This window comes from Rhodanobacter glycinis (genome assembly GCF_900114325.1).
In the GTDB taxonomy this organism is placed as follows: domain Bacteria; phylum Pseudomonadota; class Gammaproteobacteria; order Xanthomonadales; family Rhodanobacteraceae; genus Rhodanobacter_A; species Rhodanobacter_A glycinis.
Map to the genome: position 1 here is coordinate 73,037 of NZ_FOSR01000001.1, position 25,430 is coordinate 98,466.

Below are 25,430 nucleotides of genomic sequence, written 5' to 3' on the forward strand. Positions count from 1 at the left end.
TCAGATCGAGACATTGATAACTGTCAGAATCGACAGGCATCAGCGGAGTCTGAGGGGGTGAGGCGTGACGTACTTTTTCTTGCAGTTCGAATCGATGGATGCCCGGGAGCGACGATCGCCACGAGTGCGAGCCGTGCTTGGCCTTCGGCCGGATGCAAGGAGTGGCTCTAGTTGAGGCACGAGCCGCGCGGGTGAAACGCGAGCGGGACGGCTGCGGCCACAATGCATTGCCAATCCAGCATGGCCAGCCCACGGTCAAGCGCCAAGGTCGTCCGCATCATGCCAAGGTCATGGCCATTGCAGTCGACGGCCATGACATTGCTGCGGATGTCGCCTCCTGCGAGCAGCAGCGTCCCTGCGGCGCTCTCCTGGTACCAGTCCCAGCCAACCGATATCTGGACAATGTCGTCAGCCACGCCACCAATCCAGCCGGTGCATAGCCACTCGGTGTAACCGGCGCTGAGTGCATTGATGGCCGTGCGCCACAGATTGTCTAGCAGTGCGGTGTCCAAGCCGGAAGAAAGGTGACGCAATGCCAGACGAGGAATTGCCAGCTCGGGGATGCGCACGTAACCGTCGGCTTGTGCATCCCGAAAGATGATGGGGGCGGACGTGTTCATCGAAGGACTATAACGATTTGTCGCGTGTGCGGACCTGCAGGCTTTGACAGCGCGATGGCAGGGAGGGGCGAATGGATCTTCATTGGCAGGATGTCTACCAACAGCTGGGCGCCGCACGCAACGAGCACGAGCTGTTTTTCAGCGTGGCCGGAATCGCGCGGGAGCTGGGTTTCGACTATTGCTGCTATGGGGTGCGTGTCCCTTATCCTGTGCACAAACCAAGGACGGCCATCTTCGACACGTACCCCGCTGGCTGGATGGATCACTATCGGGACAGTGGCTACCTGGACGTGGATCCGGTCGTGCAGGCCGGCTTGCTCAGCAATGAGCTCGTGGTCTGGCCGCAAACGATGCGCGGCGAAGCGCATCGGCTGTGGGCAGACGCCTGCGAATACGGCATCCGGACGGGGGTGGCGTGCTCCAGCTGGGGGCAGCATGGCGTGTTCGGCTTGTTGTCGCTGGCGCGCCCTCACGGCGCGCTTGCCTCGTCGGAGATCGACGAAGTGTCACGGTCAGTACATTGGCTGGGCAACTTGACCCACATGCTGATGAGCCAGTTTCTGGTGCCCGACATGACGGCGGCAGGCGAGGTGACGTTGACGCAACGCGAGCACGAAGTGCTGATCTGGACCGCCGAAGGCAAGACAGCCTACGAGATCGGCCGGATCCTCGGTATCGCCGAGCGCACGGTCAACTTCCATATCAGTAATGTGATGATGAAGCTTGGAGTGGTCAACAAATTGCAGGCGGTGGTGAAGGCCATCATGACCGGCCTGCTGCAGCCCTTGCGCTGAGCTGGCGATGTTCGCCACCTGACAGGATTGGCAGGTGGAAGCGGGGACCCCGGGTGCGATTCTTCGTGTCGACATGCTTGGGCATGTCTTTCGGCAATTTCCGTCACGAACGCACAAGGGGATTCACCATGGCAATGAAGATCATGTTGGAATCGAGCGCGCAGCAGATCAACGTACTGGTCGTGATCGACACGGAGTACGTCAAGACCAACTATCCGAACCCCAGCAAAGACCCCAGTCATCCCACTGGAATCAATCACAACAGTCAGTTCATGATCTGCACCGGTTCACGCGGCATCGTCAGTGGGCAAGGGTCCGCCGACCTCAATTTCCGCGCCAACCCGGGTGATCTGGTGGCCTTCACCGGCGTGTCGATCTACGACAATTCCGATGATGCGGTGATCGTCTATGGCATCCAGTACTGGAAGGGAGATCAGGTGTTCAACCAGTTCGTGCCGAACCTGGTAACCCGCAACGGCGCGGTGATGCCTGATGCGAACTCCGAAAACGGCTTGCCGGCGCTGCAGACGAAGATCGATTTTTCCAGCTTCGACTCGAAGGTGCGCAACGGAGGCACGGAAAACTTCTATGTCGTCTTCGCGCTGTACACGCTTTCCGACAACGGCGAGAACCAGGAAGTCTTCGGCTACTACTACTGGGATCCCACCATCACCGTGTCATGAGCGCTTTATAGGGCCAGGGTGTTGGCTGCCATGGCCTTGATGCCGCAATTTCGTGAAAACCAGTCAGCGAGGGCGCGCAGTCATGCGCTCCCTCGCTGTGTCGTGCGTGAGCGCCGCATGATACGGGGTACCGCGGCACCGCTTGCATCGATAGCCGGACACGATGGTTCGCGGCCTGACCTTGATGCCGATCCGCGATGCATCGGATTCACGTGATGACCTGATTGGCGGCGAAGCTCAGCAAAAAAAGGCCATTCGCGCTGAACGCGGCTTGCGTTGACCAGCGCACGCGGAGAGTAGCCATGGTTGGCTACGACTTTGAGGAGCGAGGAAGTCGAAGCGATCACGGGCGATCACCCTTCGACTCCGGCCTATGGGCCTACGCTCAGGGCGAACGGTGAGATATCGGCTGAACGTTGTCGCCGATCAGGTGTGAAGGGCGGGCACGTGACGTGGACCTCTGGTGTTCGCGTGCGACGGCGCATACGGCCACGTCGTCAGTTGGTTGACCTGCACGTGCCCTCACCAGTCAACCGCACGCGCGTGTCTGCGCGAAAGCTGCCTGTCCCTGTCGTGCGACAGCGGTATGAATTGATGTTGTCCTCACCGTTGGCTTTTGTGCGGGGAGCTCACGGCTGCCTCTTGTGTGCCAAGTATGATAAAAAAATATCATTGACACAGTAATGTTAATGAGATATCAAAGTGCCCCAGGGTTGTCCATGCGATTCCATGGGGAGAACGTCATGCAATTTCAGCAGTATCCGCAGAAGCGACATGGCCTCAGTCTGGCGATAGCCATCGCCTTGCTTGGGTCCTTCAATGCAGTGGCACAGCCGTCCACGCCTGATGGTGGTGATCCCGCGGCAGGGGCCGCCGTTGGTGGCGTATCCGTGCAAGGCCAGGTGCCCGCGGCGGACGTCGGGGCACAACACGCACAGCAGGCGCAGTCCTCGACCAGCAGCACCGCGCCGATCGATCTGGCGACAATCGTGGTCACCGCGAACAAGCGCAGCGAGTTGCTGCAGAACGTGCCGATGGCGGTGTCGGTGGTTTCCGGTGACGACCTTCGTCGCGAAGGCGCCAACAGCTTTGCCGACTACGCCACCCAGATCCCCGGTCTCAACCTGATCTCCACCGCGGCGGGGCAGACCCAGCTGGTATTGCGCGGCATTACGTCAGGCAGCGGGCAGGCCAATGCCAGCGTCAGTACCTATATCGACGATGCGCCGTACGGTTCGAGCACGGTGTACGCCATCGGCGGTTTGCTGACGCCGGATATCGATCCGGCGGATATCGAGCGCATCGAGGTGCTGCGCGGCCCGCAAGGCACGCTGTATGGCGCGAACTCGCTGGGTGGGCTGGTGAAGTTCGTCACCACGCCGCCGGACGCCACTCGCGCCTACGGCCGCGTGACGGTCGGCTATGACAGTGTCAGCGGTGGTGGCAGCGGCCTCACCGAGCGCGCCATGTTCAACGTTCCCTTGATCGAGGACAAGCTCGCGCTGCGCGTGAATGCCTATCATCGCGACGATCCCGGCTACATCGACAACGTGGCCACCGGCAAGTCCGAGGTCAATGAGGACACGGTCAGCGGTGGCCGTGCGCAAGTGCTGTGGACGCCGAACGACAAGGTCTCGGTGCGCTTCTCGGCGCTGGCGCAGAACCTCAGTGGTGATGGCCTGGCCAATGCCGGCGTGGAAGTGGATCCGACCACGCTCAAGCCCATCTATGGTTACCAGAAGCAGAGCCGCGCCGCGGGTACCGGCCTGTTCAAGGTCAAATATCGTCTCTATGACCTTTCGATCAATGCGGACCTCGGTTGGGCCACGCTGGTGTCTTCGAGCAGTTACGGCACGCAGCGGGTCAATCAGGACCAGGACGTCACCATGGCGTACGGTCCGATGCTCAACCCCGCTTTCGGTCTGGCCAATGGCGGGTATTCGATCAGCGATCCCATCACGTTGGGGAAATTCACCCAGGAACTTCGACTGCAATCGTCGACGGAGCAAACCCTGGCGTGGCGCGCGGGCGTGTTCTACACGCGCGAAAACACCACGAATCACCAGACCATCAATGTCTTCGACGCAACCACCGGGGCGCTGATCGATCTGCCCAGCCTGGCCGAGATTTCCATCGGTCCCGGCATCTTCAAGGAGTGGGCGGGTTATGCCGATGTGACCTGGCATGCCACGTCGCAGTTGAGCGTCCTGGTGGGTGCCCGCTATACCCATGACAGCACCACTTATACGCAAACCGGCAGCGGTCTGTTGACCGGGCCCAGCCAGTTCACCAGTCGCAGCACGGATACGCCCACCACCTTCCTGGTCAATCCCAGTTTCAAGTTCAACGACAACCTGATGGCATACGTGCGCGTGGCATCGGGTTTCCGTCCCGGTGGCGCGAATGTGGGCGTGCCGCCCGGGCTGGGCGCGCCGGCAACATTCAAGCCGGACAAGCTGACCAGCTACGAGCTCGGTTTCAAATCCACCTTGCTGGATCGCAGCATGGTCTTCGATGCCGACGTGTTCTACATCGACTGGAGCCAGATCCAGCTTGCGTCCACCGCGGGCAATTTCAGCTTCCTCGGCAATGGCGGCAAGGCCAAGAGTCAGGGTGTGGAAGCCAACTGGAAGTACGAGCCCATGCGCGGACTGGTGCTGTCGGCCAACGCCAGCTGGACCGATGCGACGTTGACGCAGGACACGCCGCCGGGCTTGTACGGCTACAACGGTGATCGCCTGCCGTGGGTGCCGAAATGGAATGCCAACGCGGGCGTGGATTACAACTTCCCGCTGGGCGGTGGCTGGTCGGGGTTCGTCGGCGGCAGCTATCGCTACGTGGGCGCGCGCATGACGGATTTCCTGTCCGAGCCGGGCCCGCGCTTCACGGTGCCGTCCTATCACGGTGTCGATCTGCACGCCGGAGTCTATGTCGGCAACTGGACGATCCGGGGGTACGTCAAGAATCTGACCAACGCCCGCGGCATCACCTCGCTGTCTTCCGAAACCGAGGATCCGCGCGGGAGTCCGTTTGCCGCGTCCTATGTGCCGCCGCGCACCGTCGGCGTGACCGTCGGCCTGGACTTCTGACTATGACTCATCGGAGTAAGCGCTTCATGAATCGCTATGTGAAATGCCTTGCGTCGCTGGTCGCCACTTGCATCACTGGTCTGGCGATGGCGCAGGTGCCGCCGCCGATGCAGCCGGCATCGACGACTCCTGCGGCCGTACCCGCATCTGCATCGGCGGCGGTCGATTCCACCGCGAATGCCAGTGGCCAACTCCACGCGCTGACTGGCGCGGACCTGTCGAACTTCTTCGACGGGTTGGTGCCGTTTGCATTGCGGCGGGGCGACGTGGCCGGCGGCGTGATTTCGGTGGTGAAAGACGGCAAAGTGCTCTTCGCCAAGGGCTATGGCTACAACAACCTGAAGCAACGGACGGTGCCGTCTCCCGCGGACACGCTGTTCCGCATCGGCTCGACGTCCAAGTTGTTTACATGGACGGCGGCGATGCAGCTGGTGCAGGCGGGCAAGCTGAATCTGGACAGCGACGTCAACGACTATCTCGACTTCAAGATTCCGCCGTTCCAGGGCAAGCCAATCACGTTGCGCAACCTGTTGACGCAAAGCCCCGGCTTTGAAGATACCGCGCGCAACCTGATTTCCACCGATGGCAAGCCGGTCGATCTGGAGCGTTACCTGAAATCGCACCTGCCGGCGCGGATTTATCCGCCAGGCGATGTGGTGGCGTACTCCAATTACGGTTGCGGCCTGGCCGGCTATATCGTGCAGCGGGTGTCCGGGCAGAGCTTCGACGATTACGTCGAGCAGCACCTCTTCAAGCCGCTGGACATGCAGCACTCCACCTTCCGTCAGCCGCTGCCGGCACAGTTCGAGCCGCTGATGGCCGCCAGTTACGACAAAGCCTCCGACGGCAAGCTGCAGCCCTTCGAGATCGTCGACCCGGCCCCGGCCGGTGCGATGAGCTCGACGGCGCTGGACATGGCGCATTTCATGATCGCCCAGCTGCAAGGCGGCAGTTACGACGGCAACTCGATCCTGTCGCCGGCCACGACCGCCTTGATGCACACGCCGCAACGCACCGATGCGCCGGGGATGAATGGCTACGCCCTGGGTTTCTACCAGGAGAACAGCCACGGCCAGACCATCATCGGCCATGCCGGCGATACGGACTATTTCCATACCGATCTGCATCTGATGCTGGATGCCGACGTTGGCGTGTTCATGTCGTTCAACAGCGCGGGCAACGAGGGTGGTGCCGAAGTGATTCGCGCAGGAATCTTCAACGCATTCCTCGACCGCTATTTCCCGGTCGCGACACCGCAGCTGCCCACCGCTGCGACAGCCAAGGCCGATGCCGCGCGAGTGGCGGGCTGGTATCTGTCCAGTCGCCGCAACGACAGTGCGCTGCGCATGCTCTACGCCTTGACCCAGACCCAGGTATCGGCCTTGCCCGACGGCACGATCCAGACTGCGGCGTTCATGAATCCCTCCGGTGCACCGATGCATTGGCGCGAGGTGGGGCCGCTGAAATATCAGCAGGTGGATGGTCCCTACCATCTGGATTTCGTGGCGGCGGCCAATGGCGACATTCGTTACTGGGTCACCGACTCATTGCCGCCGGTGATGGTTTTCCAGACAGTGACGGGCCTGCACACGCTGGGCAGCATCGAACTGCTGGGTACGTTGTCGTTGCTGCTCCTGCTGGCTACCTTGCTGAGCTGGTTGTGCGGTTGGCTGGTGCGTCGTCACTACGGCCGGGGACTTGCGCTGAATCCGAAGCAGCGCCGCTTCCGCCTGTGGTCGCGACTGGGCGTGCTGGCGCTGTTTGTCACGCTGCTTGGCTGGCTGATCCTGATGGTGAGCATGGCCAGCGACCAGAGCCTGCTGCTGCAGGGCGGCGCGACGCCTTGGCTTTATCTGCTCTATGCCTTGGGCGTACTGGCCTTGCTGGGTGTGGTGTTGATCGTGCACCACACGGTGCGCAGCTGGATGACGCCACGTCGCGGTCGCTGGGTGCTGGTGGGCGAGACCCTGCTGGCGCTGGCGGCGATCTATCTGGCGTGGCTGATCCTGGCGCTCAGGATGATCAGCTTCAACGTCCACTACTGACTTCATTCGCGCGGCGGCGGATCTGCGTCGCCGCGCATTTCATCCAGGAAGCAAGCATGAATATCCATGTTGGCGGGCGGTTGCGCCTGCGAGCGACACCCAAGAGCTGGGCGATCGAGGCACCGTTCCACATCACCGGCTACACCTTCAACGCGTTCGATGCAGTGATCGTCGAGCTGACGGATGAACAAGGGCATACAGGGCGCGCGGAAGCGCAGGGCGTCTATTACCACCAGGACACATCCGCTTCGATGGTGGCGCAGGTCGAAGCGTTGCGCGCACGGGTCGAAGCCGGCATCACGCGGGAGGAATTGCAGGCCCTGTTGCCGGCCGGCGGCGCGCGCAACGCGTTGGACTGTGCCTTGTGGGATCTCGAAGCCAAGCGTGCCGACAAGCCGGTCTGGCAGCTTGCCGGACTGGATGCACCGAAGCCGTTGCTGACCACCTATACATTGAGTGCGGAGGAGCCGGAGGTGATGGCAAGTCGCGCGGGTGCCTACGCGCAGGCCCGGGCGATCAAGCTCAAGCTGACTGATGATGATCGCAATGCCGAACGCGTGCTGGCCGTGCGCAAGGCGCGTCCGGACGTATGGCTGATGGTCGACGCCAACCAGGGTTTCACGCGGGAGTCGTTCGCGCGCCTACTGCCGACGCTGGTGGATGCGCGCGTGGATGTCGTCGAGCAACCGTTCCCGGTGGGCAACGAAGCGTGGCTGGATGGCCTGGAACGCCCGATCCGCATCGCGGCGGACGAAAGCGTGCAGGATCGCAGTGACCTGGCCAGGTTGGTCGGTCGCGTCGACGTCATCAACATCAAGCTGGACAAGTGCGGCGGCCTCACCGAAGGATTGGCCCTGGCCGAGGAAGCACGCAAGCTGGGCTTCGAATTGATGGTCGGCAACATGGGTGGTTCGTCGCTGGCGATGGGACCCGCTTTCGTGGTGGGCCAGTTGTGCGACGTGGTGGATCTTGACGGGCCGCTTGGCCTGCTGGCCGATCACGTTCCGTCGGTGGTGTACGAGGGCGGTACCATCTGGTGCCCCGACGCGCTATGGGGCGGCCCGCTGGCGGTGCCGGCATCGTGAGCGCGTGCAATCAGCAAGGAGACCTGTCGGCGTGATGTCCAGCATGGCGGCCCCATCCATCGAGAAAAACTGGTTCGGTCACCCGCGTGGCCTGACCGTGCTGTTCCTCACCGAAATGTGGGAGATGTTCTCCTTCTTCGGCATGCGCGCGATCCTGGTCTATTACATGACCATGCATCTGGACATGGAGCAGGAGTACGCCTCGCTGGTCTATGGCGCGTACGCGGCCTTTGTCTACTTCACCCCGGTGTTCGGCGGCATGCTCGCCGATCGCTGGCTGGGCAAGAGCCGCGCCGTGGTCATCGGCGGCTCGATGATGGCGCTCGGCCATTTCATGATGTCGTCGGAAGCCTTGTTCTATCCGGCGTTGTGCATGATTGCGCTGGGCAATGGGCTGTTCCTGCCCAGCCTGGCCAGCCAGATCGAAGGGCTGTATCGCGACGGCGACGTGCGCAGCAAGAGCGCGTACAACATCTATTACGTCGGCATCAATCTGGGTGGATTTCTGGCGCCGCTGGTGTGCGGCACGCTGGGCGAGGCGTTTGGCTGGCACTGGGGTTTTGCGGCCGCCGGCATCGGCATGTTGCTGTCGTTGGTGATCTATCTGTGCGGCCGTCGCTATCTGCCGCCGGAGCCCAAGCGCGGTGTCGAGGCGCGCGCGGCACGACCACCGATGGACCGGGCCGCGCGTGATCGCTTCGCCTTGCTGATCGGCATCGCCGCCATCGTGGTGATTTTCCGTGGCGCCTATGAGCAGAACGGCAACACCATTGCGTTGTGGGCCGACACCGGCATCGACCGGCAACTGACCGCAAGCTGGTCGATACCGATGACCTGGTTCCAGTCGATCAACTCCTTGGCCGTGTTCATCTTCACGCCCGTGTTGGTGGCGCGCTGGGCGCGGCTGGCGAAGCGTGGCGTGGATACGCCGCTGCTGGCACGCATGGCATTCGGCGCGACGATTGTCGGTGCGTCGTACGTGGCCCTGGGCCTGGTGGCGGCATGGAGCGAGGCGCATGGCACGCGTGCGAGCTGGGTGTGGCTTTTCGTCTGGTTCGTGGTGTTCACCATCGGCGAGCTGTACATCCTGCCGGTCGGGCTGGCGTTGTTCGGGCGCATGGCGCCGGAGGGTTTCCGTGCCACCAGCATTGCCACGTGGTTCTTCGCAGGGTTCTTCGGCAACCTGCTGGCCGGCGGGCTGGGCACGCTGTGGAGCCTGATGAACCACGGCCTGTTCTTCGTGCTGATCGGTGCGGTCTCCGGGCTGTCAGCCGTGCTTTTGTATATGCTCAGTCGGCGCCATCGCGGCGTGGGACAACAGGGAGAGGTCGGCGGCACTGCGGTGCTGGCCCGATGAGCGCGCACTGATGATCAAAGACCTGCAGAAAAACCTGAAAGACCACTGGGACAGCTTCACCACGTCCGAGCAGAAAATTGCCACCTACCTGCTGCAGAACCCGGGCGGCATCCCGTTCGAAACCGCCTCGTCGCTGGGCCAACGCGTGGGCGTGAGCGCGATGACGGTGGGGCGCTTCCTGCGCAACCTCGGCTATGCCGGCCTGAATGAACTGAAGGAAGAGTTGCGCGGCGACGCACCGTGGCTGCAGCTGTACCAGAACCCGGACGTGGCGGGCGATCCGGCCACGATGTCCGAAAGCCTGAAAGCCGAAATCCGCGGCATCACCACGGCGCATGCGCTGACCCGCACGGCAGAGTGGAAGGGGGTGGTCAAGCTGCTGGTGGAGGCTGACCGCGTTTCGGTGGCCAGTTTTCATCAGGGGCGCTTCCTCGGGCTGGGTTTGGCCAGTCTGATGCAGAGCGTCAAACCGCGTACCCGTTTCGACGAAGGCCTGGATGGCGCCTATACCGACCTGCTGCTGGATTCCAGCGGAAAAAGCTGTGTGCTGCTGATCGATTTCCGGCGCTATTCGCGGCACTTCCGCATTCTGGCCGAGGAATGCGTGGCGCGCGGCATCCCGCTGGCCATCATCACCGACAGCCAGTGTTACTGGGCGCGCCAGCTCACCGACAAGGTGCTGATGCTGCCGGCCGAGATGGAGCGGCCGTGGCACAACTTCACTGCTGCCATGAGCCTGCTCAGCCTGCTGATCGGCGCGGTCACGCGCGCGCAGGGCGACATGTTCGATCGCATCGGCGACATCACCCAGTTGCGCCAGAAACTGGTGGGTTATGTCGAGGCGCCGCCTGTCATCGACCGGAATGCAAAAGCTGCCACGAAGGCAACTCGGTCCACCGCAAAGAAAAGCGGTAGCAGCTCACGCAAACGCAACGGCAAACCGGGGGCCTGACGGCTGCGGGCAGGCCTGCAATGGCCATGCGCTGAAGTCAGGCTTGTGTCATCCCGGCGAAGGCCTGGATCCAATGGCTTGTGTCACTGGGCCAGAGGCACTGGATGACCAGACATTCGTCTGTTGTAAAGCGCTTCCAGCTTGACCAGCCCTTCGGTTGTTGAGAGCCGCTGGAATGACGAGCAGGAAAATGGCCTGACTCCCGGCGCATTGCCGGCGACGGGAGGCGCGTAGATAACGCCATCGAAGAGGTGCACTGATGATCCATCGATTCCGCAAAAATGGCGTGCCGCAAGCCGGAGCCATTCGCTGGCACACCACGCTCGTGCTCGCGCTGGTCATGCTGCTGTCCTCCGGGATGGGTCAAGCAGTGCTGGCTCACGGGGCCTTGGCCCCAACCGTGTCGGCACCTGCGCTGGATGCGTTCGCCCACAAGGACATGCAGACCTTCGGCACCCCGGGCATGGCGGCGGTGATCGTCGATGGCGACAAGACCACCACCTATGCCTGGGGTGTGCGCAAGCTGGGCACCAGCGCCAAGGTGGACGCGCACACCATCTTCCCGATCGGCTCCAACACCAAGGCCTTCACCGCCGCCGCGCTGGCGATTCTGGTCGATGAAGGAAAGTTGCACTGGAATGACCGCGTCGCCGACAAGCTGCCGGGATTCCGCATGTACGACGCCTATGCGTCCAGCGAGATGACCGTCACCGACCTGCTCGTGCATCGCAGCGGGCTGGGTCTGGGTGAGGGCGATCTGATGATGTTCCCCACCTCCAACCGCACCCGCGCGGAGCTGGTGCACGACATTCGCTACCTGAAACCCAAGTATTCGTTCCGCAGCGGCTACGACTACGACAACGTGCTATACGTCGTGGCCGGGCAATTGGTCCAGGCCGTTTCCGGCCAGCGCTGGGAAGACTTCGTGCAGCAGCACATCCTCGATCCGCTGCAAATGCACGACACGCGGACCAGCATCGATGCACATACCGCCGATCAGGTGGCGCTGCATGCCAAGAACACCACGTCGGTGCGCGGCGTCGGCAAGCAGGCGGTGCTCACCACGGTGATGACGGGCGATGTGTTTGCGCCGGCCGGTGCGCTGCAAGTCAGCGCAGTGGACATGGGCCGCTGGCTGCAGCTGCAACTGGATCGCGGAAAAATGGCCGATGGCAAACGGCTGCTCAGTGCGGCGTCGGCGAAGATGTTGTGGACGCCGCAGACATTGATTCCGATTTCACCGTTGCCACCCGAGGTTGCGCTGGCGCAGCCGCAATTCGATGCCTATGCGTTGGGTCTCGAAGTGCAGGATTATCGCGGCCACAAGATCATCACCCATCTCGGCGGCGTGCTGGGCGGCGTGTCGGCGGTGGTGATCATTCCGGACCGGCATGCAGCGTTTGCCATCATGCTCAATTCCGAAGACATTGGTGCCTTGTTCGCGATGCGCGAGCATCTGCTGGATACCTTGCTGGACCTGCCTTCGCCGGACTGGATCGCCGGCTACAAGCAGATGTTCGACAGCATCCACGCCGGCGCCATCGCAGCACTGCACAACCAGGGCGCGACCACGCATCCGGAACGCGGACCGTCGCTGCCGTTGTCCGGTTATGCCGGCGTCTATCGCGATCCGTGGTACGGCACCGCCACGATCAGTCAGGACAAGAGTCGGCATAGCGCGCTGGACATCAGCTTCGATCGTTCGCCGGGGTTGCACGGCACGCTGGAGCACGTGCAGTACGACACCTTCCGCACGCACTGGGCGATGCCCGATGTCGAGGATGCCTACGTCACCTTTGCGCTCAATCCCGATGGCAGCATCGACCGGATGACGATGAAGGCCGTTTCGCCGCTGGCCGATTTCAGCTGGGATTACCAGGATCTTCGCTTCGTTCCGGTAACGAAGCATTAGCCATCGCTGACGGTTCCTGATGCCGGACTTCCACCGCATGTTGCCTGGCGCGCACGTGAACTGATGCATGGGCATGCGCTGCGCGTTCAATCGGGTTGGCGAGTTTTTGATGCATCATGGGCGTGCTGCCGCGTGGTGCGGCAAGGACGGCGAGCTGGGCGTGGCATGAGTTCGATCGAACTGGTTTTGGCGATGTTGCTGGCGGTGGTGGCCAGCGGCTATCTGGTGCGGGTACTGCCGTTCTCGCTGCCGCTGCCCCTGGTGCAGATTGCGCTGGGCGCGGTGATTTCCGGGGTGCTCAAGCATGGCGTGACGCTGGACCCGGATGTGTTCTTCCTGCTGTTCCTGCCGCCGCTGCTGTTTCTTGACGGCTGGCGCATTCCCAAGAATGGCCTGTTGCGTGACCGCGCGGTGATCCTGGAACTGGCGCTGGGGCTGGTGGTGTTCACGGTGCTGGGGGCCGGGCTGTTGATCCATTGGCTGATCCCGAGCATGCCGCTGGCGGTGGCCTTTGCGCTGGCGGCGATCGTGTCGCCGACCGATCCGGTGGCGGTGTCGTCGATCGCGGCGCGCGTGCCGATTCCCACCCGGCTGATGCACATTCTGGAGGGCGAGTCGTTGCTCAACGATGCGTCCGGCCTGGTGTGCTTCCGCTTTGCGGTAGCCGCGGTGGTGACCGGCAGTTTTTCGTTGCTGTCCGCATCGCTGACGTTCCTGTGGGTCGCCTTGATCGGGCTGGCGGTCGGCGCGCTGTTCACCTTGCTGGTGAGCTATGTGCAGCAGCGGTTGTCGCGCCGGTTCGGGCAGGAAAGCGGTTCGTCGATCCTGATCAGCCTGCTGATCCCGTTCGGGGCTTATCTGCTGGCCGAGAAGCTGCAGGCCTCGGGCATCCTGGCGGCGGTGGCGGCCGGCATCACCATGAGTTACGTGGAACTCAACGGCAAGGTGCTGGCGAGCACGCGGGTCCAGCGTTCGGCGGTATGGGCCACGATCCAGTTCGCGCTGAATGGCATCGTGTTCATGCTGCTGGGCGAGCAATTGCCGGGCATTCTGCAAGGCGCGGTGCGCTCGGTGGAACAGAGCGGTCGGGCCAATCCGTGGTGGCTGCTGGTGTACGTGCTAGTGATCAACGTGGGGCTGGCCGTGCTGCGTTACGTATGGGTGCAGGTGTCATTGCGGATGAGCCTGTGGCATGCGCGCCGTCGCGGCGAGATACGCCCGAAACCGCCCTGGCGGCTGGTGGTGGCCACCTCGCTGGCTGGCGTGCGTGGCGCGATCACGCTGGCCGGCGTGCTGACCCTGCCGCTGGTGCTGGGCGACGGTTCGGCGTTTCCCGCGCGCGATCTGGCGATCTTCCTCGCCACGGCGGTGATCCTGATTTCGCTGGTCACCGCCAGCGTGGGTTTGCCGATCCTGCTCAAGGGGCTGGAGATGCCGCCGGAGACGATGGCGGAGCAGGAAGAAAGCCTGGCTCGCCAGCAGGCCGCCACCAAGGCCATCGCCGCCGTCGAGAAGGCGCAGCAGGCCTTGCTGAAAGAAGCGCCCGCGACCGATGCGGATATCTACACGCACGCGGCGACGCGGGTCATCGCGCTATACAAGCGGCATCTGGACAGCACCGGCGAGGAAGGTGTCGACCCGGTGCAGCTGCGCAAGTCCGATGCCGCCGAGCGCACGCTGCGCCTGGCCGGTCTGCAAGCCGAGCGCAACGAGATCTTCCACATGGCGCGGCATCTGCGGATTTCCGACGAGATGTCACGCAAGCTGGTGCGCGAAATCGACCTGGCCGAATCGCGTTACCGCTGAACCTCGCCGGGGTGCAGGCTTGGGCTTGCCGGTGCGGTGTCCGGCTCGCTGGCCGCAAGCTGCCATTCGCGCAGGCCGATGATCGCCAGCACCACGAAGCCGGCATACAGCACCGAGGTGATCAGCAGGTGCTTGTAGACGTATTCGCCGACATAGATCACGTCGACCACGATCCACAGCCACCATGCGGCGGTGTGGCGACGGTCCTGCCACCACTGGGCAACCAGGCTGAAGGCGGTCAGCGCCGAATCGAGCCAGGGCAGGGTGGCGTCGGTCCATGCGTGCATCGCATAGCCCAGACACAACGCGCCGAGCGTGCCGGCGCCCAGGTTGACCAGCGCGCGGGCGCGCGACAGCGGCGTCACCCGGACCCGGCCATCCTGTCCCAGGTTCTGCTGCCAGCGGTACCAGCCGTAGGCGATGAAAATCGCGAACGCCAGCTGCAACAGCGTGTCCGAATACAGTCTGGCATCGAGAAAGACCCAGCCGTAGATCAGGCAGGCGGCGAAGCCGACCGGCCAGCTCAGCATGCGGCGCCGGGTGGTCAGCCAGACGCCCCAGACGCTGAGGATGGCGGCGATCAGTTCAACCCAGGTCATTTCAAAGAGCCATGGTCAGCGACAGCCGAGCCAGTCGCTGCGCGCCGGGGAACAAGTAGCTGTCGCCGCCGGAACTGCCGGTGTCGCGCCAGTAGAAGCGGTTGAACACGTTGTCCATGCTCAGCCGCCAGGTCAGCGCGTGATCGTGCCACTGCGTGGCGTAGCGCAGACCGGCGTCGAACACGTTATAGGCACTCACGCGCACGCGCCCGTCCGGCGTGGCCACGTTGGGCGACGCGTAGCGCCAGCCGCCGAGCAGGCTGAGCTTGGGCAGGAAGGGCAGGCGGTAATCGGCGTGCAGCACGGCGCGGAAGTGCGGCACATTGGCCACCTGATGGCCTTCGTAGGCCGGCGTGCCGGTGTTCTGCGCCTCGGCGCGAATGAAGCTGGCGCTGGCGGTGACATGCAGGTTGTCGCTCACGCGGCCCTGCGCGCCCAGTTCCAGCCCGGTGTGCACTTCCTCGCCGTGCTGCACGAAGGTGAAGCCGGCGGCGGAGTTGTCCGGTTGCGCGAACTGGTAGGGCTGGCGGATGTGGTAGATCGCGCCGGTCAGGTCGAACGCATCGCTCATGGCGTACTTCACCCCGGCCTCGATCTGGCGCGACAGGCGCGGTGCCAGCATGTCGCCATTGTTGCTGGTCCAGTACGGCGCTTCCTCGCCCAGCGACAGGCCTTCGCTGTAGCTGAGATAGGCGGTAAGCGGCGCGGTGGGTTGCCACAGCACGGCGGCTTGCGGCAGTGCCTTGCTCATCACGGTGTCGCGTTCCAGCACGCCGCTGCTGTCCCAGGCGCGTTCGTGCAAGCGCACGAAGCGGTCGCCGGCAATCACCTGCCAGTGATCGCCCAGATGGATGCGATCCAGCGCGAATACCGAGTGTTGCCAGCTGGTGAGCCGGCGCCGCGAGGCACCCGGCTGGTTGGGCGAGGGCGGGAAATACGGCGGGTCGACATCGGCGATGTTGGCGGTGCCGACGTAGTCGTAGACCTCCACGCGACGATCGATGGTGCGGCGGAACGCGCTGGTGCCGACGCTGATGTCGTGGCTCACGCTGCCGGTGTCGAAGTGGCCTTGCAACGTGGCGCGCGCTTCGTCGCTGACCCGGGTGTCGTCGGGGCTGCGGTAGTCGTAAACGTCGTAGTCGCCGTTTGGCGCGAAGAAATTGCCGGGCGTGGCGCCGCTGGCGCAATCGGGCGAATAGAAACAACCGTAGGCGAAGGCCACGTTGTCGTTGATCACGCTGCGGCTGTGCCCGGCGGCAAGGCGCACTATCCAGTCGTCGTCGAAGGCGAAGTTGAAGCGTGCGCTGGTATTGGACGTATGCACGCTCACCGGCTGTTGCCACGGCTCGAAACCAAGCATGCGGGAGGTGCTGGCGTGCGGGGGAATCACGCTGCCGCCGAGCAACTGGTAGCCGGAGACCGAGCGCTGCGCGCTGGCCTGGTCATCGCTGTCCAGCTCAAGCGTGGCCTTGGGCGTGATGTGCCAGTCGGCGGCGATGGAATAGAAGTTGCGGCGACCATCGGCATGGTGCACGTAGGAGTGCGTGTCTTCCCAGGCAAGATTCGCACGCAGGCCGAAATCAGGCGTGAGCCAGCCGCCAAGATCCAGCGCGCCATAGCGCGACCCGTGCGAGTCGGTGCCAAGGGTGACGGTGCGCACGTTGGCGGGGCGTTTGCTCACGTAGTTCACCACGCCGCCCGGCTCCATCACGCCCGCCTGCAGGCCGGCCAGGCCCTTGAGCACTTGCACCTGCTGCTTGTCTTCCAGCGCGATTTCCTGCTCGCCGGTGACGGTGAGGTTGTTGAAGCGAAAACCGGTGGCCGGGTCCAGCGGATAGCCGCGGATGCTGATGTCCTGGTAGTAGCCGACGGGGGCGTAGTTGTCGCCCAGCGAGGCATCCTCGCGCGCCAGCTCGCTCAGCGTGCGGATCTGGCGATCCTCGATCTGTCGGCGGCCGATCACCGTGACCGAGGCCGGCGTGTCGTGCAGCGAGGCGTTGCCGTAGGCATCGATGGCGGTGCCGTGGCGATCGTTGTGGGTACTGGCCTTGACCTGCACCGGCGCGAGGTCGGTGGTCTGTGGCGTGGTGGCAGTGTCGGCCGCCTGTGCGGCAGGGCACAGTGCGGTGAGCAGGGCGAGCAGCAGGGGTGTGCGGGAAAAATTCATCGTCGTCGTCGTTGGGGATGTGACGAAGCGACGGCGAGCCGCGCGTCCGGCAAGGATCGCACGACTCGAATCAAGCTCCCTACGCCGGTGCAAACCGGATCAGGTTCCAAGGGACTCTCTCAGCCCGGCGTTCGCCGGGCACCCCCGCTTCAAGACGCGTATTGAACCACGGATGGCCATGCCGTGTCCGGCCCATGCCTGCGGGCAGGCCTCATCGGTAGGAGCGCACCCTGTGCGCGAATGCTCTTGGGCGGTTCCGCCAAAAGCTTTTCGCGCACAGGGTGCGCTCCTACAGTGCAAGCTACTGATGTACGGGGAATTACGGGCCGCGCAGCGCGTCCAGCAATGCCTGCCCCGGGCGCGTGCGAAACCATGCGGCGTGGCCACGCAGGAAGGTATCCCAGGCCACATCGGCATGTTCTTTCGAACGGGTAATGGCGTGGAAGTACTCCACTTCAGACAGTGCGAAATCCACGTGTACCAACGGCAGCAGGTCGGCGAGCAGGCCGAGGTCGGCGTCATCCAGCAGCCGGTGTTCGCGATAACCGGCGATCAGTGCGCGGGCGGTGTCGGGATGGGCGGCATGGCCGTCATCCAGTGCCAGCCAGGCGATGGCGTTGCGTTCGATCGCGGTGGCCAGGTCGAACAGCGCGAAGCTGCGCGCGGCCAGCCCGAAGTCGAGCACGTCGGTGATACGGGCGTGCGGGCTGGTGTCGCTCCAGCACAGGTTGGAGACATGCCAATCGCCATGCGTCCACAGCGAAGGCTGTTGGGCCAGGCGCGGTTGGGCGATGCTGTGGAAGGGCGCGAGAGTTTCCGCCAGCTCGCTGCGCCAGTCTCGCGTGCGCAGATAACTGGTCAAACCCGGGCGTTCGGGCAGTTGCGCTTCCAGCGTCGCCATCGGGTCGGTCGCTTCGATCAGCTCGCTGCGAGCCACCAGAATGTGGGTGTCGCGCTGGGGCGCGGCGTAGTCCGCCGCGGCATTGTGCAGGCGCGCCAGCATGGCGCCAGCCGCATGGGCGTGGTCGAGGTCGCGCAACGGCGTCCAGGAGATGGTTTCGCGATAGACATCGACGCCGCTGACCGGTGTATGCACTTCGTAGGTCCAGTCGCCGAGCGCGCTGGCGGTGTCACCTTCGACATCGGCCAGTACGGCGGGGACCGGAATGCCCCTGCTGCGCAGATGGGCCATGAACGCATGCTCTTCGCCCAGCGTGGCGGCGGTGCGTACCGAGTGATGGTGGCGCTTGACGAACACGCGGCCACCGGCCGTGTCCACCAGGGCGGCGGCGGAAAGCGGACGCGGGCTATGCCAGCGGATCGTGCGGGGACTGCGCAGGTCCGGGTAACGATCCAGCACGCTGGCCAGTTCGACGCTGGTGAGCGGTGGCCAGTCGGGCGGCACTTCGTCGGCGGCGAGGCCGTGCACGCGGTGGTCGGGATCGGTCATGCGGGGCAGGTTTCGCACAGGGGGGGGCGTCAATTATCCCCGAAGCGCCGCCTGCGTCGGGTGCCGGCGTGGCCGCCCGTGGCACCATGCGACTTGGGTCGAGATGACGCTGGCCACCCGCATCGCGTCTAATGGCCGCATGACATCCACGTTTCCGGCGCGCCGATGAGCGCCCTCGTCCTGCTCTTCGTCTGTCTTGTGCTCGGCATGCTGGTGGCGCGTTTCGCGCGGCCGCCGAGTGGGATGGTGCATGGGCTCAACTGGTGGGTGATCAATATCGCGTTGCCGGCGCTGGTGCTGGAGCTGATTCCGAAGGTGAAGCCCGACCCGCAGCTGTGGTTCCTGGTGGTGGCGATGTGGCTGGTGTTCGCCGGGGGCTGGCTGGTGTTCGCGCTGGTCGGGCGCTGGCGAGGCTGGTCGCGCCAGCGTATCGGGGCGCTGGTGCTGGTGTGCGGGCTGGGCAACACCTCGTTCATGGGTTACCCGATGGCGCAGGCGTTGCATGGCAAGGCGGGTCTGTCGCTGGCAGTGGTGGCTGATCAGCTCGGCTGCTTTCCGTTGCTGGCGTCGGTGGGCATCGTGGTGGCTTGCCTGTACGCCGGACGTTCGCCACAGCCGCGCGTGATCGTGCGGCGCATCCTGACTTTTCCGGCGTTCATCGCGCTGATCCTGGGCATCGTGGTCGGTGTGCTGGGTGGCTGGCCGGCGTGGCTGGATGGGGTATTCGCGCCCATCGGCGAAACACTGACCCCGCTGGCGTTGTTCTCGGTAGGCCTGCAGTTCCGCTTCCATCCCGACGGCGGCCAATGGGGGGCGATGGGCTGGGGATTGGGCTGGAAGCTGCTGGCTGCGCCGCTGCTTTGCTGGGTGGTGGGCGCGGTGGCTGGCGTGGGCGGGCTGGTGCTGACCATCGGCGTGCTGCAGGCGGCGATGGCGCCGATGGTGTCCGCGGCGATCCTCGCCGATGAATACGATCTGGAACCCGCGCTGGCCAACACCGTGCTGGGCGCGGGCATCGTGCTGTCCTTGCTGACGGTGCCGTTGGGCAATCTGTGGTTGCCGGCGGGATAACGGGGTCAGGGGGTCAGAGTCAGTTTTCCAATTCTTCGGGTTTTCACCAAGCGTCACAGAAAACTGACTCTGACCCCCACGCACACCAAAGGAGACTTGCAACATGCCACCGATGAACCCGCCCGACGATTCCAACGTGGCCGACGTTCGCGTCGATATCTGGCTGTGGGCGGCGCGCTTTTTCAAGACCCGCAACCTGGCCAAGCAGGCGATCGTGGGGGGACACATCGACCTCAATGACGGCGGCTGCAAACCGGCGAAGACGCTGCACGTGGGCGACCGTTTGCAGATTGCCCGGGGCGAGGAGCGGCTGGATGTCGAGGTGCTGGCGTTGTCCGATCGTCGTGGCCCGGCCAGCGTGGCGCAGGGGCTTTATCGCGAAACCGAAAGCAGTCGCCTGGCACGTGAAGCGGCCATCGCGACGCGTCGGATGACCGGCACCGGCGCACCGGCAAAACGTCCCGACAAACAGGCGCGACGCCAATTGCGGCAGTTGAAGGGCGCTGGTTGAGCAGTGCATCGCAGATTTGCATGGCGTAGTGCCGGAACATCGACACCAGAGCCGGGTGGCGCTTCATGCCATGCCAGCACGGACGATGTGCATTACCCGAGGATTGCGCCATGACCGGAATCGGCTTCTTCAAGCGCCTGCTTGGCCATTCTGCCGCCAACGAACAACACGACGAATCCACGCGACAGGCTGCGCTGGGTAGTCGCATGCTGGTGGTCGACGATTCGCCCACCATTTGCGCCGTGCTTGGCCGCATGCTGGAACGCGATGGCTATGCGGTGCAGAAGGCCGTCGATGGCGAAAGTGCGCTGGAACTGGCGCGCGAAGTCCAGCCGGACCTGATCTTCCTCGACATCGTGTTGCCGGGCATCAACGGCTTCGCGGTGTTGCGCGCGTTGCGCCATGATCCGCGCACGGCACAGATCCCGATCGTGATGATCAGCGGCAACCAGCAGGCCACCGAGCAGTTCTACGTGCAGCGCTTCGGTGCCGACGATTTCATCAAGAAGCCTTTCGGTCGCGTCGAGGTGGGTGCGTGCATCCACAAGCTGGTCCGCGCCGGGCGTCTGGCCGGGCGTGCTGCGGTGCCGGTGGCCTTGTCGGTGGACGCCGATGCCGTTCCGTTGAAGCAGGCGCCGAGCCTGCAGGCCTGAGTATCCGCATTCGTTCGCTTGAAGCACGGCCCGGCATCCGGGCCTATTCGTCGTCGGCGCCATCCAAGTAGATCGGCAGATCCGGATTGCGCCGGAAGGTGAAGATCAGGCTGGTTTCGATGTGCGCCACTTCCGCGCGCGTGGTGAAGGCATCCAGTGCGAAGTCGCGCAGATGGTCGCTGTCGTGCACGGCGACGTGCACCAGATAATCGTTGGCGCCGGCCACGTGGTAGAAGCCCAGCACCTCGCGCAGGGTGAGCAGATAGGCGTGGAAGGCATCAAGGTCGCCACGCGCATGCCGAGCGAGTCGCACGCTGATCATCGCCTGCAAGCCGATGCCCACGGCCTTCGGCTGGATCTCCGCATGAAAGCCCTGGATCGCGCCGTCCTCGCGCAGTCGTCGCACGCGCTCCAGCGCGGTGGATGGCGCCACGCCGATGCGTTCGGCCAGGGTCTTGTTCGGTAGCCGAGCGTTCTTTCGCAGCTCGCGCAAAATGGCGAAGTCGATTCGGTCGAGACGCATGATCCGGGCCTTTTTCGAAATAATGTTTGGTCTTGTGCTTTTGATTCTGGTGATGATTCTAGTATCGAGGCAATTCTACGAATGGATCTGCCGCTATGCGCGAGTCTACCCAATCGCACCCGGATACGTTGGGCGTCCACGCCGGTCGCGAGGATTTCGCCGAACTGGGCGTGCATGCGCCGCCGCTGGATCTGTCCACCACCTACCCGGTGCGTGATCTCGACGTCGGCACGGCCAGCTTCGATGCGTTGGTGGGCGGCGAGGCGAAGGCCGCCAATCCGATCTATGCGCGCCTGCACAATCCGACGGTGGCCCGTTTCGAGGATGCACTGGCCACGCTGGAAGGCACCAGCGATGCGGTGGCTTTCGGTTCGGGCATGGCGGCGATGTCGGCCTGCCTGCTCGCCGCCGGTCAGCGCGGCAAGCACGTGCTGGGAGTGCGTCCGCTGTACGGCACCAGCGATCACCTGATGAATTCGGGACTGCTCGGCATCAAGACGCACTGGGTGGAACCGGGCGAGATCGCTGCGGCGATCAATGACGACACCGCGCTGGTGGTGATCGAGACGCCGGCCAACCCCACGCTCGATCTGATCGATATCGCCGCCGTGGTCAAAGCGGCGCGCGGCGTGCCGGTGCTGGTCGACTCCACGTTTGCCACGCCGGTGCTGCAGCAGCCGGCAGCGCTCGGCGCAACGCTGGTGCTGCACAGCGCAACCAAGTTCATTGGCGGCCACGGCGACGTGATCGCCGGCGTGGTCGCGTGCAATGCCGAATGGGCCAGTGCCTTGCGCCAGGTGCGCGCGGCCACCGGCGGCCTGCTGCATCCGCTGGGCGCCTACCTGTTGCATCGCGGTCTGCAGACCCTGGGCCTGCGGGTGCGCCAGGCCCAGGCAAACGCGCAATACGTGGCCGAACGACTGGTCAAGCATCCGGCCGTGGCCAAGGTTTGTTATCCGGGGCTGGGTACGGTGGCCAACGCGCACCTGGTCGGCACGCAGATGCGCGGGCCGGGCAGCCTGCTGGCCTTTGAAATGCACGGCGGACATGCGGCGGCAGCCGCGGTGATGTCCGCCGTTCGCCTGGCCACCCCGGCGGTGAGCCTGGGTTCGGTGGATACCTTGATCCAGCATCCGGCCGGGCTCACCCATCGCGTGGTGGATGCCGAGACACAGCGGCGCCATGGCATCACGCCGGGCCTGCTGCGCCTGTCGGTGGGCATCGAGCACGCGGACGATATCTGGGCCGACCTGGAGCAGGCGCTGGACGCAGCGCGCCAGGCCGAGGCCGCCTGATGCACTGAATCGTTTTTTGCGCGGGGCGTTGGGTGGCGCAGGGACGAAGCGCCACTGCAGGTTGGGGAGGCGATGATGCCGGGGAAAGGAGCCGTCGACCTGTCTCGACGGAGGGCACGGATTGCCGGCAGGGAAGCCGATAAAGGCCGGCGTCGGGAGGCGCCGGCCTTTATTCGTTCAACGACGGGTTTTCAGCCCAGCGACTTGAGCCGGTAGAGCGCTTCCAATGCCTCGCGCGGCGACAGCGCGTCCGGGTCGATCTCGTCCAGCATGCGCTCCGCGGCCGAGGGTGCCGACGGGGCAAACAGGCCGAGTTGTGGCGAGGCCTCGGCGTTCGGTGTCGGCGCGTTGGCCTGCTGGTGCATGCCGCGCTCCAGTTCGGCCAGCGTGCGCCTTGCGTCGGCGATAACGGCTTTCGGCAGGCCAGCCAATGCGGCCACCTGCAGGCCGAAACTCTGGTTGGCCGGGCCGTCCTTCACCGCGTGCATGAAGACCAACTGGTCGCCGTACTCGACGGCGTCCAGATGCACGTTGGCGATCGCCGGGAATTCCGTGGCCAGCTCGGTCAGCTCGAAATAGTGGGTGGCGAACAATGTGTACGCGCGGCAGTGACGCGCCAGATGCACGGCGGCCGCGCGTGCCAGCGACAGGCCGTCGTAGGTACTGGTGCCGCGGCCGACTTCGTCCATCAGCACCAGGCTCTGCTCGGTGGCGTTGTGCAGGATGTTCGCCGTCTCGCTCATTTCCACCATGAAGGTGGACTGGCCGCGCGAGAGGTCGTCGCCCGCGCCGATGCGGGTGAAGATGCGGTCGATCGGGCCGATCACCGCGCGGGTTGCCGGCACGTAGCTGCCGATATGCGCAAGCAGCACGATCAACGCGTTCTGGCGCATGTAGGTGCTTTTGCCGCCCATGTTCGGGCCGGTGATGACCAGCATGCGGCGGTCGTTGCCGAGCATCAGGTCATTCGGCTCGAACGGTTCGTCGCGAACTTTCTCGACCACCGGATGACGACCGCGTTTGATCGCGATGCCGGGTGCATCGGTGAGTTCCGGCATGCTCCAGTCCAGCGCCTCGGCGCGTTCGGCCAGGGTGGCCAGCACGTCCAGTTCGGCGATGGCGGAAGCGGCCTGCTTCAACGGTTCGAGCTTTTCGATGAGAAGGTCGAGCAGGGCTTCGTACAGCGCTCGCTCGCGCATCAGCGAGCGCTCCTTCGCCGACAGCACCTTGTCCTCGAACTGCTTGAGTTCCTCGGTGATGTAGCGCTCGGCGTTCTTGGTGGTCTGCCGGCGCGTGTAGTGCGTGGGCACCTTGTCCGAGTGCGCCTTGCCGATCTCGATGTAGTAGCCGTGCACGCGGTTGTAGCCGACCTTCAGCGCGCTGATGCCGCTGCTGGCTTTCTCGCGTTCCTCCAGTTCCACCAGGTATTGGTCGGCGTGGGTGGAAAGACGACGCAGCTCGTCCAGCTCGGCGTCGTAGCCGTCGGCGATCACGCCACCATCGCGCTGCAAGGCCGGCGGCTGTTCGATCACTGCGCTGGCGAGCAGCGCCGCGGTTTCCGCGTGGTCGCCAATGCGCTTCACCAACGATTGCAGCAACGGAACGGGCTTTTGTTGAAGGGTGCGGCCATGGATGGCCGCTTCTTGATCTTCGCGATCATGGACGAGCGCACCAATAAAGGGCGCAGCCAGCAGGCCGTCGCGCAGCGTGGACAGGTCGCGCGGCCGCGCCGAGCGCAGTGCCACGCGAGCCAGAATGCGTTCCAGGTCGCCCACGCCGCGCAACTGGTCGCGCAAGGGCTCGTAACGACGGCTGTCGATCAATGCGCCGATGGCCTGGTGGCGACCGCGCAGCACGTCGCGCGAACGCAATGGACGGTTCAGCCAACGCCGCAGTGCGCGTGCGCCCATCGGCGTCACCGTCTCGTCGAGTACGCCGAGCAAGGTGTGTTCGGTGCGTCCGCTGGGATGGGTGTCCAGTTCCAGGTTGCGGCGCGTGGCGGCATCCAGTGCGATGGTTTCGCTGGCCGCTTCCACCGCCATGCCGGACAGGTGCGGCAGCGCGCTCTTCTGCGTTTCCTCGACGTAGCCGAGCAGGCAGCCGGCAGCGGCAACGGCCAGTGACAGGCCCTCCACGCCGAAACCGCCCAGATCGCGAGTGCCGAAGAAACGGTTGAGTTCGCGCTTGGCCGCATCGGCATCGAAATGCCACGGCGGACGCTTGCGCAGGCCGGGCAGGGCGCTGACCAGTTTCGGCCACGCCACGTTTTCGTCCACCAGCGTCTCGGCTGGCTGCAGGCGCGCCAGTTCCGCGGCCAGGGCTTCGGCATTGGGTACTTCGCTGAGCAGGAAGCGGCCGCTGGAAAGATCGACCCAGGCCAGCCCGTAATCGCCACGTGCGCCGGCAGACATCGCCAGCAGCAGGGTGTCGCGGCGATCTTCCAGCAGCGCGGCATCGGTCACCGTACCGGGCGTGACGATGCGCACCACCTTGCGCTCGACGATGCCCTTGGCCAGCGCCGGGTCGCCGATCTGCTCGCAGATCGCCACCGACTCGCCCAGTCGCACCAGCCGGGCCAGGTAATTCTCCACCGCGTGGTGGGGCACGCCAGCCATCGGGATCGGTTGGCCCGCCGATTGCCCGCGCTGGGTCAGGGTGATGTCCAGCAAGCGCGCCGCCTTGCGGGCGTCGTCGTAAAACAGTTCGTAGAAATCGCCCATGCGGAAGAACAGCAGCACGTCCGGATGGGCGGCCTTGGCCGTGAGGAACTGGCGCATCAACGGGGTGTGCTGGGAAAGATCGTCTTGGCTCATGAATG

General features: G+C 64.4%; 19 protein-coding genes and 1 riboswitch. Of the genes, 13 read left to right on the top strand and 6 right to left on the bottom strand.

Annotated elements, in window-relative coordinates:
• Positions 1–167 precede the first annotated feature (167 nt).
• A complete protein-coding gene (locus BMY90_RS00405) occupies positions 168–620 on the bottom strand; it encodes a DUF4902 domain-containing protein (protein ID WP_008211861.1) in 453 nt (150 codons plus the stop codon).
• 71 nt (positions 621–691) lie between these two features.
• Between BMY90_RS00405 and BMY90_RS00410 the strand changes: the two genes are divergently transcribed.
• From BMY90_RS00410 to BMY90_RS00450, 9 genes are all read left to right on the top strand, one after another.
• Complete coding sequence (locus BMY90_RS00410; protein WP_008211860.1) at positions 692–1,414, top strand: autoinducer binding domain-containing protein; 723 nt, start codon at positions 692–694, stop codon at positions 1,412–1,414.
• A gap of 128 nt (positions 1,415–1,542) precedes the next feature.
• Entirely contained in the window at positions 1,543–2,097 is a 555-nt protein-coding gene (locus BMY90_RS00415; RefSeq protein ID WP_037099989.1) for an inclusion body family protein, read from the top strand.
• Positions 2,098–2,840: 743 nt separating this feature from the next.
• Positions 2,841–5,186: a TonB-dependent receptor gene (locus BMY90_RS00420; RefSeq protein ID WP_245734769.1), complete on the top strand. Its 2,346-nt coding sequence runs from the start codon at positions 2,841–2,843 to the stop codon at positions 5,184–5,186.
• 26 nt (positions 5,187–5,212) lie between these two features.
• Positions 5,213–7,231: a serine hydrolase domain-containing protein gene (locus BMY90_RS00425; RefSeq protein ID WP_092700343.1), complete on the top strand. Its 2,019-nt coding sequence runs from the start codon at positions 5,213–5,215 to the stop codon at positions 7,229–7,231.
• A 56-nt stretch (positions 7,232–7,287) separates the two neighbouring features.
• A complete protein-coding gene (locus tag BMY90_RS00430; RefSeq protein ID WP_008211851.1) occupies positions 7,288–8,316 on the top strand; it encodes a dipeptide epimerase in 1,029 nt (342 codons plus the stop codon).
• 34 nt (positions 8,317–8,350) lie between these two features.
• On the top strand, positions 8,351–9,673 hold the full coding sequence (locus tag BMY90_RS00435; RefSeq protein WP_092700346.1) for a peptide MFS transporter: 1,323 nt from the start codon (positions 8,351–8,353) through the stop codon (positions 9,671–9,673).
• Positions 9,674–9,683: 10 nt separating this feature from the next.
• Positions 9,684–10,625 (top strand): MurR/RpiR family transcriptional regulator, encoded by a 942-nt coding sequence (locus BMY90_RS00440; RefSeq protein WP_008211848.1) that lies wholly within the window; start codon positions 9,684–9,686, stop codon positions 10,623–10,625.
• 259 nt (positions 10,626–10,884) lie between these two features.
• Positions 10,885–12,537 (top strand): serine hydrolase, encoded by a 1,653-nt coding sequence (locus BMY90_RS00445; RefSeq protein WP_217638541.1) that lies wholly within the window; start codon positions 10,885–10,887, stop codon positions 12,535–12,537.
• A gap of 165 nt (positions 12,538–12,702) precedes the next feature.
• The gene (locus BMY90_RS00450) at positions 12,703–14,343 is read left to right on the top strand and encodes a Na+/H+ antiporter (RefSeq protein WP_092700349.1); all 1,641 of its coding nucleotides are present in this window, start codon (positions 12,703–12,705) and stop codon (positions 14,341–14,343) included.
• On the opposite strand, the gene pnuC is transcribed toward BMY90_RS00450, so the two are convergent.
• From pnuC to BMY90_RS00465, 3 genes are all read right to left on the bottom strand, one after another.
• Positions 14,334–14,942, bottom strand: coding sequence for a nicotinamide riboside transporter PnuC (gene pnuC / locus BMY90_RS00455; RefSeq protein ID WP_092700352.1), 609 nt, complete (start codon positions 14,940–14,942; stop codon positions 14,334–14,336). The genes BMY90_RS00450 and pnuC overlap by 10 nt on opposite strands.
• 1 nt (position 14,943) lies before the next feature.
• Positions 14,944–17,109, bottom strand: a complete 2,166-nt coding sequence (locus BMY90_RS00460; RefSeq protein WP_092700355.1) for a TonB-dependent siderophore receptor — start codon at positions 17,107–17,109, stop codon at positions 14,944–14,946.
• Positions 17,110–17,168: 59 nt separating this feature from the next.
• Positions 17,169–17,265: riboswitch (TPP riboswitch) on the bottom strand.
• 163 nt (positions 17,266–17,428) lie between these two features.
• On the bottom strand, positions 17,429–18,559 hold the full coding sequence (locus BMY90_RS00465) for a phosphotransferase enzyme family protein (protein ID WP_092700357.1): 1,131 nt from the start codon (positions 18,557–18,559) through the stop codon (positions 17,429–17,431).
• Between the two features lie 165 nt (positions 18,560–18,724).
• On the opposite strand from BMY90_RS00465, the gene BMY90_RS00470 reads away from it, so the two are divergent.
• The 3 genes from BMY90_RS00470 (at position 18,725) to BMY90_RS00480 (ending at position 20,794) form a co-directional block, all read left to right on the top strand.
• Complete coding sequence (locus BMY90_RS00470) at positions 18,725–19,630, top strand: AEC family transporter (protein WP_008213542.1); 906 nt, start codon at positions 18,725–18,727, stop codon at positions 19,628–19,630.
• Between the two features lie 112 nt (positions 19,631–19,742).
• Positions 19,743–20,141, top strand: a complete 399-nt coding sequence (locus BMY90_RS00475) for an RNA-binding S4 domain-containing protein (RefSeq protein WP_092700360.1) — start codon at positions 19,743–19,745, stop codon at positions 20,139–20,141.
• Positions 20,142–20,251: 110 nt separating this feature from the next.
• Positions 20,252–20,794 carry a response regulator gene (locus BMY90_RS00480; protein ID WP_092700363.1) on the top strand — a complete coding sequence of 181 codons (543 nt, stop codon included), beginning with the start codon at positions 20,252–20,254 and terminating at the stop codon, positions 20,792–20,794.
• 43 nt (positions 20,795–20,837) lie between these two features.
• On the opposite strand, the gene BMY90_RS00485 is transcribed toward BMY90_RS00480, so the two are convergent.
• Positions 20,838–21,317, bottom strand: coding sequence for an Lrp/AsnC family transcriptional regulator (locus BMY90_RS00485; RefSeq protein ID WP_008213545.1), 480 nt, complete (start codon positions 21,315–21,317; stop codon positions 20,838–20,840).
• Between the two features lie 95 nt (positions 21,318–21,412).
• On the opposite strand from BMY90_RS00485, the gene BMY90_RS00490 reads away from it, so the two are divergent.
• Positions 21,413–22,612 carry a trans-sulfuration enzyme family protein gene (locus tag BMY90_RS00490; protein WP_092700366.1) on the top strand — a complete coding sequence of 400 codons (1,200 nt, stop codon included), beginning with the start codon at positions 21,413–21,415 and terminating at the stop codon, positions 22,610–22,612.
• 191 nt (positions 22,613–22,803) lie between these two features.
• On the opposite strand, the gene mutS is transcribed toward BMY90_RS00490, so the two are convergent.
• Complete coding sequence (gene mutS / locus BMY90_RS00495) at positions 22,804–25,425, bottom strand: DNA mismatch repair protein MutS (RefSeq protein WP_092700369.1); 2,622 nt, start codon at positions 25,423–25,425, stop codon at positions 22,804–22,806.
• Between the last annotated feature and the right edge of the window lie 5 nt (positions 25,426–25,430).

Coding starts and splice junctions, on each gene's coding strand:
- BMY90_RS00405 (WP_008211861.1), bottom strand. CDS start 620: ATGAACACGTCCGCCCCCATCATCTTTCGGGATGCACAAGCCGACGGT.
- BMY90_RS00410 (WP_008211860.1), top strand. CDS start 692: ATGGATCTTCATTGGCAGGATGTCTACCAACAGCTGGGCGCCGCACGC.
- BMY90_RS00415 (WP_037099989.1), top strand. CDS start 1,543: ATGGCAATGAAGATCATGTTGGAATCGAGCGCGCAGCAGATCAACGTA.
- BMY90_RS00420 (WP_245734769.1), top strand. CDS start 2,841: ATGCAATTTCAGCAGTATCCGCAGAAGCGACATGGCCTCAGTCTGGCG.
- BMY90_RS00425 (WP_092700343.1), top strand. CDS start 5,213: ATGAATCGCTATGTGAAATGCCTTGCGTCGCTGGTCGCCACTTGCATC.
- BMY90_RS00430 (WP_008211851.1), top strand. CDS start 7,288: ATGAATATCCATGTTGGCGGGCGGTTGCGCCTGCGAGCGACACCCAAG.
- BMY90_RS00435 (WP_092700346.1), top strand. CDS start 8,351: ATGTCCAGCATGGCGGCCCCATCCATCGAGAAAAACTGGTTCGGTCAC.
- BMY90_RS00440 (WP_008211848.1), top strand. CDS start 9,684: ATGATCAAAGACCTGCAGAAAAACCTGAAAGACCACTGGGACAGCTTC.
- BMY90_RS00445 (WP_217638541.1), top strand. CDS start 10,885: ATGATCCATCGATTCCGCAAAAATGGCGTGCCGCAAGCCGGAGCCATT.
- BMY90_RS00450 (WP_092700349.1), top strand. CDS start 12,703: ATGAGTTCGATCGAACTGGTTTTGGCGATGTTGCTGGCGGTGGTGGCC.
- pnuC (WP_092700352.1), bottom strand. CDS start 14,942: ATGACCTGGGTTGAACTGATCGCCGCCATCCTCAGCGTCTGGGGCGTC.
- BMY90_RS00460 (WP_092700355.1), bottom strand. CDS start 17,109: ATGAATTTTTCCCGCACACCCCTGCTGCTCGCCCTGCTCACCGCACTG.
- BMY90_RS00465 (WP_092700357.1), bottom strand. CDS start 18,559: ATGACCGATCCCGACCACCGCGTGCACGGCCTCGCCGCCGACGAAGTG.
- BMY90_RS00470 (WP_008213542.1), top strand. CDS start 18,725: ATGAGCGCCCTCGTCCTGCTCTTCGTCTGTCTTGTGCTCGGCATGCTG.
- BMY90_RS00475 (WP_092700360.1), top strand. CDS start 19,743: ATGAACCCGCCCGACGATTCCAACGTGGCCGACGTTCGCGTCGATATC.
- BMY90_RS00480 (WP_092700363.1), top strand. CDS start 20,252: ATGACCGGAATCGGCTTCTTCAAGCGCCTGCTTGGCCATTCTGCCGCC.
- BMY90_RS00485 (WP_008213545.1), bottom strand. CDS start 21,317: ATGCGTCTCGACCGAATCGACTTCGCCATTTTGCGCGAGCTGCGAAAG.
- BMY90_RS00490 (WP_092700366.1), top strand. CDS start 21,413: ATGCGCGAGTCTACCCAATCGCACCCGGATACGTTGGGCGTCCACGCC.
- mutS (WP_092700369.1), bottom strand. CDS start 25,425: ATGAGCCAAGACGATCTTTCCCAGCACACCCCGTTGATGCGCCAGTTC.